9 protein-coding genes are annotated in these 13,499 nt (G+C 63.6%); 4 read left to right on the top strand and 5 right to left on the bottom strand.

What is annotated here, in order from left to right; translation table 11 throughout:
- Positions 1-39: 39 nt before the first annotated feature.
- Positions 40-3,411, bottom strand: coding sequence for a transglutaminase family protein (locus tag D4754_RS02230; protein ID WP_121061185.1), 3,372 nt, complete (start codon positions 3,409-3,411; stop codon positions 40-42).
- 114 nt (positions 3,412-3,525) lie between these two features.
- Here D4754_RS02230 and D4754_RS02225 point away from each other — a divergent pair, with 114 nt between their 5' ends.
- Genes D4754_RS02225 through D4754_RS02210 form a run of 4 tightly spaced genes read left to right on the top strand, consistent with a single transcriptional unit; the run spans position 3,526 to position 7,087 of the window.
- Positions 3,526-4,950, top strand: coding sequence for a circularly permuted type 2 ATP-grasp protein (locus D4754_RS02225; protein ID WP_121061184.1), 1,425 nt, complete (start codon positions 3,526-3,528; stop codon positions 4,948-4,950).
- On the top strand, positions 4,943-5,923 hold the full coding sequence (locus D4754_RS02220; RefSeq protein ID WP_121061182.1) for an alpha-E domain-containing protein: 981 nt from the start codon (positions 4,943-4,945) through the stop codon (positions 5,921-5,923). The genes D4754_RS02225 and D4754_RS02220 overlap by 8 nt, the downstream gene beginning before the upstream one ends.
- 49 nt (positions 5,924-5,972) lie before the next feature.
- Positions 5,973-6,704, top strand: coding sequence for a proteasome-type protease (locus D4754_RS02215; RefSeq protein WP_121061181.1), 732 nt, complete (start codon positions 5,973-5,975; stop codon positions 6,702-6,704).
- 2 nt (positions 6,705-6,706) lie between these two features.
- A complete protein-coding gene (locus D4754_RS02210; protein WP_121061179.1) occupies positions 6,707-7,087 on the top strand; it encodes a nuclear transport factor 2 family protein in 381 nt (126 codons plus the stop codon).
- A 53-nt stretch (positions 7,088-7,140) separates the two neighbouring features.
- Here the strand turns inward: D4754_RS02210 and D4754_RS02205 are convergent, their stop codons facing one another.
- The 4 genes from D4754_RS02205 to D4754_RS02190 form a co-directional block, all read right to left on the bottom strand.
- A complete protein-coding gene (locus tag D4754_RS02205; protein WP_121061177.1) occupies positions 7,141-8,751 on the bottom strand; it encodes a glycosyltransferase family 2 protein in 1,611 nt (536 codons plus the stop codon).
- 107 nt (positions 8,752-8,858) lie between these two features.
- Complete coding sequence (locus D4754_RS02200) at positions 8,859-11,198, bottom strand: glycosyltransferase family 2 protein (protein ID WP_121061175.1); 2,340 nt, start codon at positions 11,196-11,198, stop codon at positions 8,859-8,861.
- A 31-nt stretch (positions 11,199-11,229) separates the two neighbouring features.
- A complete protein-coding gene (locus tag D4754_RS02195; RefSeq protein WP_163025747.1) occupies positions 11,230-12,120 on the bottom strand; it encodes a hypothetical protein in 891 nt (296 codons plus the stop codon).
- Positions 12,121-12,263: 143 nt separating this feature from the next.
- Positions 12,264-13,430, bottom strand: coding sequence for a glycosyltransferase family 2 protein (locus D4754_RS02190; RefSeq protein ID WP_121061171.1), 1,167 nt, complete (start codon positions 13,428-13,430; stop codon positions 12,264-12,266).
- Positions 13,431-13,499 lie beyond the last annotated feature (69 nt).

Here is a 13,499-nt window from a genome sequence, read left to right as displayed (position 1 = left end):
TTTCGGAAGAGAAGAAGCCCCCGGCGCGCGCCGCCCTGTTCAGGCGCGGCGCATGTCCAGCGTGATCGGGAACTCCGTGCTTCTTGTGACCTTGCGGATGGCCAGCGGACCCGGCGTATGGCTGTGGTCGAAGCGGGCAAGGCGGCGGCCTTCCGCTTCAAGTTCGTTCACCGGGCGCGTTTCATGTGCCCGTCCCCCGCTATGGGCCACCTTGTAGGTGCAGCCGCCAACCGAACGGCCAAGTTTCGGATCCACCAGATCGATGACGATGGGCGCATGCGGCGGGATCGTCGGATGCAGGCAGTGCGCGGGCCACCACGCGCGGAACTTGATGCCCGCGACATGGGTGTTGTCATCGACCTTGGTCAGCGGGATCTCGACCCCGTTGGCCGTGGGCACCAGCCCTTCGGGCAGATCGCGAATCGTCAGCTGCAGGCGTTCCATAGAGCTGTCGACGAAGCGTGTCGTGCCGCCGATGGAGCCTTCTTCGCCCAGCGTGGGCCACGGTTCGATGGCGTTACGCAGTTCGATCTGGGCGCCGGCCACTTCCGTCTCGCCCACGATGGGGAAGCGGAAGGCGAGCTGGGCCTGGAACCAGTCGGCATCGAATTCGATCCCGAGATTGCCTTCCAGGTCCGCCAGCACCGACTTGAAATCCTCCCACACGAAATGCGGCAACAGGTAGGTGTCGTGCAGCTTCGTGCCCCAGCGGATCAGGGGTTCGGTGTAGGGTTTCTCCCAGAACCGCGCGATCAGGGCCCGCAGCACCAACGCCTGGGCCGAGGCCATGCGCGGATGGGGCGGCATTTCGAACCCGCGGAATTCGATCAGGCCAAGCCGGCCTGTGGGGCCGTCGGGGGAGTAGAGCTTGTCGATGCAGATCTCGGCCCGGTGGGTGTTGCCGGTGACGTCGACCAGCAGGTTCCGGAACAGGCGGTCAACGAGCCATGCAGGTGCCGAGGGGGGCGCTGGCAGCTGTTCGAGCGCAAGCTCCATCTCGTAGAGCGAATCGTGGCGCGCCTCGTCCAGACGCGGGGCCTGGCTGGTGGGGCCGACGAAGAGGCCGGAGAAGAGGTAGCTGAGCGACGGGTGGTTCTGCCAGAACCGGATCACCGAGGCGAGCAGGTCCGGCCGGCGCAGGAACGGGCTGTCGCCCGGCGTGGTACCGCCCATGACGATGTGGTTGCCGCCGCCCGATCCGGTCACCCGTCCGTCGATCAGGAAGGTGGAGGCATCGAGCCCGATATTGCGCGCCTCTTCATAGATCGCGTCGATGATGTGGACCTGGTCGGTCCAGTTCGACGCAGGATGGACGTTGACCTCGATCACGCCGGGATCCGGCGTGACCTTGATCACGTTCAGGCGGGCATCCTTGGGCGGGGCGTAGCCTTCGATATGAACCTGAAGGCCAGTTTCGGTGGCCGTGTCCTCGATCGCGTTCAGAAGGCCAAGATAGCCTTCGGCGGAATAGAGCGGCGGCAGGAAGACGTTCAGGATGCCATCGCGCGGTTCGACCGACAGCGCGGTGCGGACATGACCGCCCATCGGGCCGTCGGGCACTTCCGGCGGGGCTTCGGGTTCGTTCAGGAATTCCTCGACCTTGGGGGGTTTCTTACCCGTATCGCGGGATTTTTGCAGTTCTTCGAGGAACTCGCGGCGTGCTTCGGCCTGCTCGCCCGTCTGGAATTCCGGCGGCGCGCCATAACGGTGCGGCAGCGGCCCGCGATAGGTAAACGTATCGCGTTCGGCCTGGATCGCCGAGACGCCGGGCGGAAGGGTCGGCAGGGATTCCAGCGGCAGGCGGAGGCCCGCCGTACTGTCGCCGGGGATCAGGTAGAGGCGTCCGCGCCGGGTCTGCCAGAGTTCCGACAGCCAGTGCAGCGGAGCGGCTTCCGATTGCGCCTGCTGCAGCGGCAGGACGAAGGCCACGGGCTTTTCCAGACCCTTTTCGAACACGCGCACAAGGCGGCGGCGCATCTCGGGGTCGGAGATCTTGTTGGTCTCCGGGGTCGAGTTCGTGGGCAGGTTCTGTTCCCGCAGGGAGAATTCGACCGGGTCTTCATAGGCCGGGATCGCGTGGTTCGCCGGCACACCCAGGCGGTGGCACAAGGTGCGAGTGAAGATCTCGGCGTCCTTTTCGTCGGCGGGGCGACGATTCGGGTCGGCCTCCAGCGCGATCAGGTCGGTGTTGTTCCACAAGGGCGCGCCATCGCCGCGCCAGTGCAGTTCGAACGACCAGCGGGGCAGCTGTTCGCCGGGATACCATTTGCCCTGCCCGTATTGCAGCACGCCACCTGGCGCGAAGCGCTGGCGGAAGCGGCGGATCAGGCGGTCGGCATAGGCGCGTTTCGTCGGGCCAACGGCGGCGATGGTCCATTCATCGGCATCACGGTCATTGGCGGCGATGAAGGTGGGCTCGCCCCCCACGGTCAGGCGGACATCATTCTTGTCCAGGATCGCATCCACCGCGCGGCCCGCGGCCATGATCTTGGTCCAGTGGCCGGGCTCCAGCGGGCGGGTCGAACGGGGGGGTTCGGCCAGACGCTGAACGCTCATTTCGAAGTCAAATTCGACCTCGCACGGGTCGACGGCGCCTGAAATGGGGGCAGCGGAACTGGGCATCGGCGTGCAGGCCAGCGGAATATGGCCTTCGCCCGCGAACAGCCCCGAGGTCGGATCAAGGCCGACCCAACCGGCGCCCGGCAGGTAGACTTCGCACCAGGCGTGCAGGTCGGTGAAGTCCTTTTCGGGGCCCGACGGCCCTTCGATGGGTTTCACATCCGAGGTCAGCTGGATCAGGTAGCCCGACACGAACCGCGCGGCGTAGCCCAGTTCGCGCAGCATCTCGACCAGCAGCCAGCCCGAATCACGGCACGATCCCAGCGCGCGGGTCAGGGTTTCTTCCGGGGTCTGCACGCCCGGCTCCATCCGTACGATGTAGCCGACAGCCTCCTGAACGTACTGGTTCAGCGCCACGATGTAATCGATCGTGGAGCCCTTCTGCGCGGGCGAGGCGGCGACGAACTCCTTGAATCTGGGCGTCATTTCCGGCCGCTTGGTATAGGCGGCAAGATCGGCGGCGGAATCCTTGTCGTAGGTGAAATCGGCCTCTTGCGCGGATTCGTCCATGAAGAAGTCAAACGGGTTGATCGCCTCAAGCCGGGCGACGACGTCGATTTCAACCTCAAGATGATCGGATTTGCTGTGAAACACCAAACGCGAGAGATAGTTCGAGAACGGATCCTGCTGCCAGTTCACGAAATGATCGGCCGGAGAGATCTTCTGGGAGTAGCTGAGAATCTTGGTTCGGGTGTGCGGTGCTGGCCTGAGCCGGATGATGTGCGGCGCCATGTTCACAAGGCGGTCGTAACGGTAGCGGGTGCGGTGGTTCAGCGCGACATCGATGCTCATACTTTGATCACAATCTCCGTGGCGACCTTGGACAGGTCAGAATAATAGGCGGATCTTCTCGTTTGCCGCGACCGTTCTTATTGCCCTAGCCGCAGGCTCTGTTAGCTTCAACTTATGTTTAACGAAATGATTTCGCAAAGTGGCACCCGCCCCGAATATGCGCAGATAGAACGCTGGATCGCCGAAGAAGGCGTAGAAGCGCTCATGACTCGCAGATCCGAGGCCGAGGCCCTGTTCCGCAAGGTCGGTATAACTTTCGCCGTGTACGGCGAAGGTGGCGACCCCGAACGACTGATCCCGTTCGACATGATCCCGCGGATCTTCACCGCCAAGGAATGGGACATCGTCGAACGCGGCTGTATCCAACGGTGCAAGGCGCTGAACGCCTTCATGTCCGATGTCTACGGCCCGCGGGAGATCCTGAAAGCCGGGATCGTTCCGCCGGAGCTTGTCGACAACAACCCCGCCTTCGAGAAGGTGATGATGGGGCTGACGCCGCCCAAGGATGTCTGGGCCCATATCAGTGGCGTCGATATCGTCCGGACGGGTCCGGAAGATTTCTATGTGCTGGAAGACAACTGCCGCACACCTTCGGGTGTCTCGTACATGCTCGAGACCCGGGAAGTGATGATGCGGATGTTCCCGACACTGTTTCATAACGGAATGGTCCGTCCCATCGACGACTACCCCGAGATGCTGGCCGATGCCATGGCCTCGGTGGCGCCCCCCATGTGCGATAGCGCACCCACGCTGGCGATCCTGACACCGGGTTATTTCAACTCGGCCTACTACGAACATTCCTTCCTGGCCGACCGGATGGGCGTGGAGCTTGTCGAAGGGCAGGACCTTTATGTCGAGAACGACCGCGTCTGGATGCGGACGATCCGGGGGCCCGAACGGGTCGACGTGATCTACCGCCGGATCGACGATGCCTTCATCGATCCGACCGTCTTCAACCCGGAATCGGTGCTGGGCGTTCCCGGCCTGATGGAGGCCTACCGCAACGGCGGCGTGACCATCGTGAACGCGCCGGGCACGGGCGTGGCGGATGACAAGGCGACCTATGTCTTCGTCCCCGACATGATCCGGTTCTACCTGGGCGAGGAGCCGATCCTGAAGAACGTGCCGACATGGCGCTGTTCGGAAAAGGACGATTGCGCCTACGTGATCGACAATATCGCCGATCTGGTGGTGAAAGAGGTCCACGGATCGGGCGGCTACGGCATGCTGATCGGGCCGAAATCGACGAAGGCCGAACAGGAGCTGTTCGTCGACAAGCTGAAGAAGAACCCCGAAGGCTTCATCGCGCAGCCCACGCTTTCGCTGTCCAGCTCTCCGGTGCTGGTCGACGAAGGGCTTGCGCCGCGGCACGTGGATCTGCGGCCCTTCGTGATCTCGGGTACCGAGGTGAAACTGGTGCCCGGCGGTCTGACGCGGGTGGCGCTGCAGGAAGGCTCGCTGGTGGTGAATTCAAGCCAGGGCGGCGGGGTGAAGGACACCTGGGTGCTGAAACCCGGTGCGGGAGGCATCCATGCTTAGTCGTACCGCCGAGGGCCTGTTCTGGCTGGGCCGCTACATGGAACGCGCCGACAACCTTGCCCGCCTGATCGAGGCCGGGCGCAGGTTCGACCTGACCGGCGCGCATATCGAGACCGAAAGCAACGAATGGGCCGCGATCCTGATCGCGGCGGGCTGTTCGAACACCTTCGAAAAGGACCCCGAGGAGGCGACGGGCGCCGAAGCGTGCCATCACCTGATTCTGGATCCGGAAAACCCGTCTTCGGTGCAGGCCTGTTTCGCGGCGGCCCGTGCCAATGCGCGGGCGCAGCGTGGCTCCATCACGACGGATGTGTGGGCGGCGGCGAACGATGCCTGGGCGGATACGCGGCTGTTTTCGGAACGCGATTATGCGCCCCGGAACCTTGCCAGCACCGTAGACCAGATCCGGCAATATGCAGCGCGGATGCGCGGCGCCGTCGAAGGCACGATGCTGCGGGACGAACGCTACCAGTTCATGCGGCTGGGCCAGTTCATCGAACGGGCCGACGCCACATCGCGCCTTGTCGACGTGAAGTATCACGTGCTGATGCCGGAAGATCATCCGGTGGGCTCGGGCGTGGACCAGTTGCACTGGAACAACCTCCTGCTGGCCGCCGGCGCGCGATCGGCCTATCGCTGGGTCTACCGCGAACAGGTGCAGGTCCGTCTGGTGATCGATTTCCTGCTGCTGAACCGCCGCAACCCGCGGTCTCTGCGGCACTGTCTGGATCAGATCCAGGCCGAACTGGGCAACCTCCACGGCGATGGCGCCCACAGCAACGGGTCGCTGACCCACGCCAGTGCCCTGCGCGAGGACATGACCCGTACAGATGTCGATTTTATCCTGGGCCAGGGACTTCACGAGTACTTGACCGAGATGATCGTTCGCTCCAACAAGCTCGCGATCTCCATTGGCAGCGATTTCGGCTTCGGTCCGATCCTGTCGGAGACAACCCAAGAACAATCGCAGTAAGGCTCCGCCCGTCGCGGCCCGAAGCTGCGGCAGCGGAGCCTGAAAAGCGATGACCTATTGCGTAGCGCTGAAACTGAATGCCGGACTGATCTGCCTGTCGGACACGCGGACCAATGCCGGCGTGGACAACATCTCGCGCTACAAGAAGATGTTCACCTGGCGGAACCCGGGTGAACGCGCGATCACTATGATGACGGCCGGCAACCTTGCGATCACGCAGGCGGTCATGTCGATGCTGCAGGAGAACATCGACAAGCCGAAGGAAGGGATCGAAACCCTGTTCACCGCGCCGTCGATGTTCCGCGTGGCAGAGATCGTGGGCGATGCGATGACCGTGGTGCAAAGCCGATACGGCCCGGCGCTGGCGGCCCGCGGCGAACACTCGGAATCGACGATCATCTGCGCCGGTCAGCGGGCGGGGGGGCAGTTGCGGCTGTTCATGATCTATTCGGCGGGCAACTTCATCGAAGCCACCGACGACACGCCGTTCTTCCAGATCGGCGAGCACAAGTACGGCAAGCCGATCCTCGACCGGGTGATCACGCCGGAAACAGCGCTGGACGATGGCATTCTGGCCGCGCTCCTGTCGATGGATTCGACCCTTCGGTCGAACCTGTCGGTCGGCATGCCGCTGGACCTGACGGTGCAGCGCCGCGGTGTATTCGATTTCGACCAGGAACGCCGGATCGAAGCCGAGGACCAGGGCTTTCAGGCGCTGTCGCAAAGCTGGTCGGACGCACTGAAGAACGCCTTCAGCTCGATGCGGGACGTGTTCCAGTGACGATGGATCCGCAGACCAACAAACGGAACGCAGTCGCCTTCTACGAGATGATGTTCAACGATTGCCGCCCGCGGGAAGCCATCGCGGAGTTCGTGGGCGACGATTACATCCAGCACAATCCGCACGTGGCCACCGGCACGGACGGTTTCATCGATTATTTCGAACGCATGGCGGCGGAGTATCCCGGCAAGCGGGTCGAGGTGAAGCGCGCCGTGGCCGAAGGCGATCTGGTGGTCCTGCATTGCCACCAGATCTGGCCCGAGGGGCTGGAATACGCCGGGTTGGACATCTTCCGCTTCGATGCGGCGGGCAAAATCGTCGAACACTGGGACGTGCTGCAGGAAATGCCCGAAACCAGCGCCAACCCGAACGGGATGTTCTGAACACCGCTTGTGGCACCGCATGACGCTTTGCTGCGGCTCTTGCCGGCCTGGCCCTACTTTTCCACCTTGATCATGAACTGCTGCCCGATGCGCGAGAAGCAGCGGCCCCGGTCGAGCCCGCGTTCCTGGATGGCGTCCATCACCGCCTCGCGCACATGCATGCGGCCGTCCTTCTTCCAGAAGAAATCGTCGCCCGCGATGATCCCGCCGGCGCGGACCTTGTGGAACGACATCTCGACATCCGAGAGGACGAATTCGTACTGGTGGTTGCCGTCGATATAGACCCAGTCGAAATAGTCGTCCGGGTACCCGCTGAGCACGTCGGCGGAAAAGCCCTTCTGGATCGTCACGTCGGCCCGGTCGCCGTACTGGTCCACGACGTTGTCGTACATGCCTTCCATCACCTGCGCGTCCTGGTGCGCCTTGTGATTCCATTCGCTGGAATCCCGCTGGGCCAGCAGATCCCACGGGTCGATCAAGACAAGCTCGGTCGGCGCGGTGATGTTCAGGATCTCTTTCGAGAAGCCGCCGTTCCAGACGCCAATCTCGGCACAGCGCCCTCCGGGGGGCATGAGACCCAGCATTTCCTGCCGTTTCTTGTGCCGGTTCGGCGCCTTGGCCTGCAGCGCATCATTGGCCTGATCCGGCGTTTCGAAATTGTTCTTCGCGGGCTTCTGGGCGGGGGCCTCGACCGGGACGGCTGCGGCCGGCGCCTTCGGCGGCTGCGGGACGCTCCCGGTCAATTCGCGTCGCAGGGCCGCGATTTCCGGGTCTTCCAGAAGCTCCGTCAGCCGGGCCTGTGCGATGGCCTTGCCGGCCCGGTCGAAGAAGGCGAGCTTTTCATCGGCGATCAGGTCGGCATGGACCGCTTCCATCGCCGGGATCAGCGGCGCGATGGACGTGTCGCGTTCGCCGCCCCTGTTCCACCGGTTCCAATAGGCGGCGCCCAGCGTTTCGCCCACATGGTTAGCGCGGCCCCGGTCGCGTTTCAGCAGGAAGGCATCGACCGATCGCACGGCATAGTGGTTAACCTGCGCGACATCGTAGCCGAAGGCTGACTGTGGTCGCATGGCGGACCCCGGTTCGGCAGATCCGAACACGATGCTGTCCTGCGCGTCTTCCAGGTAGTTCGGGCCATGCAGGCCCAGCTTTTCGATCCGGGCATCCGGACGGAACAGGCTTTTGACGAAACGCCCCTTTTCCTCGGCCCCGCCATCGGCCGTGGCACTTTCGGCATCGGTGAACTGGCGGATCATGAAATCCTTCGGCAGGTCAGCCACCCCGTCGTTCGAAAAGTGCTTCCACGTGACCGGGATCGCATCGGCGTTCGGATAGGCGTCGACCAGGTCCTGCACCCGGCCATCGGCGACTTTCACGTTCAGGAATTCGTCGGCATCGGTGACGTAGACCCAGTCGGCCTGCGCGTAGATCTCTTCCGTCATCGCATATTTCAGCGCGGACTTGTGCGGCCCGCGGCGCAGCACCTCGTTCCGGCGGTGGATGACGTGGCCCAGCTCCTCGAGCCGGTCGAGCATCAGGTCGGTGCCGTCGGTACAATCGTTGGTGTAGATCAGGAACGCATCGAACCCGATGGCCTTGTGAAACGCCACCCATTCAAGAATGTAAGGCGCCTCGTTCTTCATGGTCGATACGATGAGGAACACCGGCCTCTCTCCTTTTCATTGTCGTGGCGGTCGGGCCGCCCGTGGGGTCAGCGGGCGGCAGTCGCCCGGATGGTACAGTCTTGCAGCGCACGGTCCAGCCGCTGCGGTCAGCTTTCGGGGACCGTGAAGAAATAGGTATCCGGCAAATCGTCCCGCAGCGCTTCGTCCGGGATCACCTGCGGCCCGGCAAGAAACACGGCCGAGCCGAAATGAAGATGCCGCCGCGACAGACGCCGCAGCCGTTCGCCGATCAGGTCCTGGTAGAAGGCCGCGTATTCGGGGGAGGCCTTGAGCACATCGATCCGGGCGCGGTGCGCCGCGACGCAGGCCTGATGGGCGCGGGCGATGTCGGGGTCTGCCAGCAGGCGGGCGTGTTCCGCCTTCATCCGCGGCATGGCGCGCTGGATGGAACGATCTTCGTCGGCGTTGTTGTTCATGCGGAACCAGTAGTGCAGGCCCTGATCGCGGTCGACATGGTTCACCCGGCCGCGATCACGCTTCACAAGGAAGCTTTCGGCGGACCGGAGCGCATAGTGGTTCAGCGTCACAAGCTTGTAGCCAACGGTGCGCGTGGTCGACCGCCATGCGTTGCGGTACTCCTTCCGGGGCATGGGCTGGCCCGACCCGTTGACCCAGCGCACGTCCTGGACAAGCTGGGGTTTCAGCCCCTTGGGCCGGTGCACGCCCAGCTTCTTGAACAGCCCGATATTGCGGAACATCGTCTTGAACCCCCATGCCTGATGCGGCTTGCGGGTCATCTGCGGCGCGCAGCGGGTGAAACGTTCGGTCAGGAACTCGTCGCGGAACTCCTCGACATCGCCGTTGCCGAACAGCCGCCATGTCATCGAGATCATGTTGGCATGCGGGACGGCCGCGAAAAGGTCCTGAAGCGTCCCCTCGCCCGCGTGAACGTTGATGAATTCGTCCACATCCATCGACATGACCCAGCCCGCGTTCTTCACGACGTCTTCATCCTCGGCCGCGGCAAGGGCCGCGTGCTGGGGTTTCAGGTCGGTGCCCTTGAACGGGTTGTCGCGATGCTGGACGAGGCCTTTCTCCTGCAAGAGATCAAGGAACGTATCGGTCCCGTCGGTGCAATCGTTGGTGTAGACGAGCACGTCATCCACGCCGATGGAGCGGTGATAGGCCAGCCATTCCAGTATGAACGGGCCTTCGTTCTTCATGCAGGTGACGATGACGACGCGGTCCGACGTGGCTTCGGGCACCGGGTCGACCTTCACCTCGGGCATGCGCAGCGGCTTGAAGCCCATCCGTTTCGCCAGCGCGATCAGCTGTTCGCTTTCCACGAGGCTGGACTTGGGCACGAGGCGCGAGACCTTGCCGTCGTGCGCGCCGGTGGAGTCGAAGCGCAGCGCCATGCAGCGATAGAAGCGCAGCGCCACCGGAAGATCGTCGACGCCCACGATCCGGGTCAGCCGCCACGTGACCGATTCGGGCGCCTTGTCCGGCGCGATGCACCAGCGGCGGTGGTAGGAATAGCTGTCGAACCGGCGGCAGATATGATCCCCGAATGTCGCGGAACGGCCCTTGCGGATGCTCCACGGGTAGACGCGTTCGCCGGTCAGAAGGACGACACCGGACGCAACCTGCCGCGCGCAATCGAAGACGGTGGCTGGCAGATCCCCGTCAAAGGAAGAATCGGCGGCCGCCAGCATCGCGTCTTCGACCGGCGGCAGAAGATCGTGCATGTCGATGTTCATCACCGCGCCCGCCCGCGCCAGAAAGCGCCAGCGCAGGGTTTCGAACACGGCCCCGGCGCCCAGGGGCGCGGTCCACGGATCGTTCTCGGGCACCTCCATCCGGTCCTTGCCCGGCGCGTCGGGGGCCATGAAGGGGTGCGCCTCGGGGCCGGCATCGGGCTTGCCCAGCGGCAGATCCGAGCTGATCGACACGATCTTCAGCGCGGCGTCCGGCCCGTCGTGTTCCCCGGCCAGATCTACCTTGCCGTCAAGATCCCGCTCCAGTTCGCGGGCGAAGGTGGCGGCGTCTTCCGGCCGGGCGCGGTCCAGCATGACAAGCCCTGTCATCCGGTGATGCGCGCGGTGCCACAGGATCCAGTCGCGGACCGTTTCCAGCGTTTCGCCGTTGCGTTCGGCCAGAACGCAGTCGCGCCCGGCGAAGAGGTCGGTCTCGGGCGCCGAGGCGGGAACGGGCTGGTCCACCCCGAAGAACGGGTAGCGCAGCGGGGCATCTCGCGGGACCGTCAGCGCAACGATCAGGCTGCCGCCAATCGACCGCCGGCCCAGTTCGCCCGCGGGTGGCGGGTCCGGCAGCGCCGTTCCGGCGATCCCCTGCGCAAGAAAGATCCGCGCCAGGTCCTGGCCTGGCACGTCGGCCGGTTCGCGCAGGGCCTGAAGCACATGTCCCAGCCCATCGCCCGGTGAGGTCAGCCCATGGCTTCCAAAGGTCCGGATCAGGATCGGCATCGCGATCCCCGTGTGTATCCGGAGGTCCGGATCATGCGGTCAGCACCGTGACGCCATCCAGCGTCGCGATCGCCTCCACGTCCTCGTGATAACGTTCGGTGATCCCCCGCACGGTTTCCGCATCCCAGCCCGGCACCTCGATCACTTCGTTCAGTGTTTCCGGATCGGCGAAATGCTCCATGTAGATCTTGAACACCCTCGCCAGCGACGATGGCTCGACAAGGTCTTCCCGGGCCACGAACTCTTTCAGCGATGTCATTGCCTCGTCCGGCAGAAGCCCGATCAGCCCGTCGGTTGTCCGTTCGGTCATCACCATGGTATCGAGCCCGGCCGCGACATGCATCAATTGCGGCCAGACAAACGGAAGCTGTTCCCGGGTCCAGATCACGATCGGTGTCTCGGGATTGGCCACGCGAATCGCGGTGACGACGTCCAGCCACGACAGGCTGTCGGGCGGGATCGTCGAAAGCCCGGCAGACAACGCTTCATCTTCGGCGCCCGCACAGGCACGGCTGATCAGGGTTGCGGGATTGACGAGGCCGAGCAGGAAGGTCGTGTCGATTTCGCCTTCGAAATACCGGCGCAGGGCGGTCGGTCCGGCCGCGGCACCGGGGAAGAAAGCCTGCGATTGCGACAGGTCCGCCTCGTCGCCGATGGTATCCGGCATCGACATGAACCGGTGAAGCGGCCGTGCGCCGTCCTTGGTGCCTTTCCACAACGGGGCCAGTTCACCCAGCGTTGCAGGCTTCTCCACCTGCGTGAAGGCGACCTCTTCCAGCCGGGCGGAATAGAACCGCTTGCGCGGCACGGCACTGCCAAGCGGCGTCAGAAGCGCGCCATTGTCGCGCAGCGCGGGGGTCAGCCCGTCGGCCCCGTCGTGGATCGTGCCGATATGCAAAGCAAGCGTTGGTCTGGTCGGCATGTTATTCTTTGCCGTTCGTCCTGAAGTACATCATCCCTCGCGCGGGCATCCCGGCAAAGGCCGGGCAACTGGCGCAAGGACAATCGATCACCATCAACACAGGTCGCTCCTGATCGCAGTTCCGTTTCGTCGTCCGGAACGGTTCATGCCACGGTGGCGGTGGCGCCGGGCCCGAAATTCCGCGCCATGGTCTTGATCAGCCGATCATCCTTTTCCAGCACCGCATCGTCGAAATCGGCCCGGTCGTAATCCCAACTGTTGGAGACACCGCGAAAGTGCCAAAGCCCGAAGTCCGAATTCGGCACGTCCTTGCGCGACACGATGCGGTGGGTCAGCCACGGCCACCCTTCCAGCGGCCCTTTCGGCGCCACGCAGTATTTGCGGTGCACGCCGCGGCGCAGATCGGTGCGGATGAAGCAGTGATCGGCGTGACGCACAGCATGCCCCTGTCCCTGTTCGGGCCGCGGGGTATAGACCCACTGCCCTTTCATGCGGACATAGCCTTTTTCCGACTTCACCGTGGCGTCGAAAATCGATTCCCCTGTCTTGGAGTAGACCAGTTCATCGATATCGACGTTCAGCACCGCCCGCGCTTCCGTTAGAAGGGTGCGGCGGCCATATTCCACCATCGTCATGTGCAGGAACTTGGAATTGTAGTTCGTCTGCTGTTCGCCTGACGGACCGAACGGGAAATTCGCGCGAACGATGGCGGCACGCTCGATCCCGTCGACACCGGCAATCGTGTCGGCCAGCGCGTCCATCGTGTAGTCTGTCGAGTTGTTGTCGTAGATGACCACCGCGTTGGCGCCATGTTCGGCGACGTGATAGGCAAGCCAGTCGGCGATCCAGTCAAGACGGTTGTTCTTCGAGATCGCGTAGAGCGCGTTGCAGCCCTTGAAGTGATCGCGGTGCGTCCGGTTGATGGCCATGACACCGGAAAACAGCGGGTGCTTGATCTCGAGAAACTGCGGAATGCCCTTGTCCTGCGGCCAATCGAACATGATCAGGCTGCCGCGCGCCGTGCCCTTCGACGTCTTTTCGATCGACGCGACCGGAACGGAATCGTTGTCGATGGCGAATTCCGCTTCGTTGATCAGGCGTTCGAAATTCATCAGGGCCGGGCAGATGGCTATGACCTTCTGTGCGGTCTCGTCGTAGAACACGTCGTAGATCAAGGTGTAGTAGTCGAACCGCTCGTCATAGCCGGGAGAGCGGGACTCCCACGTTCCCAGCCGGTCCCGCGTCAATACCACGTTGCCGGGTTGGAACACGTAGGACGACAAGGTCAGATCCAGAACATTCGCGTGCACGTTGCCACTGCCTTCCTGTCTTGGTCCGGGCGGGCGCGGCGGCCTGTCCTGGGTCCAATTTCACGTCAC

Source organism: Chachezhania antarctica, from assembly GCF_003646465.1.
In the GTDB taxonomy this organism is placed as follows: domain Bacteria; phylum Pseudomonadota; class Alphaproteobacteria; order Rhodobacterales; family Rhodobacteraceae; genus Chachezhania; species Chachezhania antarctica.
The sequence above is the reverse complement of the archived record's forward strand: the minus strand, read 5'-3'. Positions and strand labels throughout refer to the sequence as shown.

What these genes read in the sequence shown, in the direction of transcription:
- D4754_RS02230 (WP_121061185.1), bottom strand. Translation starts at nt 3,411, where the DNA reads ATGAGCATCGATGTCGCGCTGAACCACCGCACCCGCTACCGTTACGAC.
- D4754_RS02225 (WP_121061184.1), top strand. Translation starts at nt 3,526, where the DNA reads ATGTTTAACGAAATGATTTCGCAAAGTGGCACCCGCCCCGAATATGCG.
- D4754_RS02220 (WP_121061182.1), top strand. Translation starts at nt 4,943, where the DNA reads ATGCTTAGTCGTACCGCCGAGGGCCTGTTCTGGCTGGGCCGCTACATG.
- D4754_RS02215 (WP_121061181.1), top strand. Translation starts at nt 5,973, where the DNA reads ATGACCTATTGCGTAGCGCTGAAACTGAATGCCGGACTGATCTGCCTG.
- D4754_RS02210 (WP_121061179.1), top strand. Translation starts at nt 6,707, where the DNA reads ATGGATCCGCAGACCAACAAACGGAACGCAGTCGCCTTCTACGAGATG.
- D4754_RS02200 (WP_121061175.1), bottom strand. Translation starts at nt 11,198, where the DNA reads ATGCCGATCCTGATCCGGACCTTTGGAAGCCATGGGCTGACCTCACCG.
- D4754_RS02195 (WP_163025747.1), bottom strand. Translation starts at nt 12,120, where the DNA reads ATGCCGACCAGACCAACGCTTGCTTTGCATATCGGCACGATCCACGAC.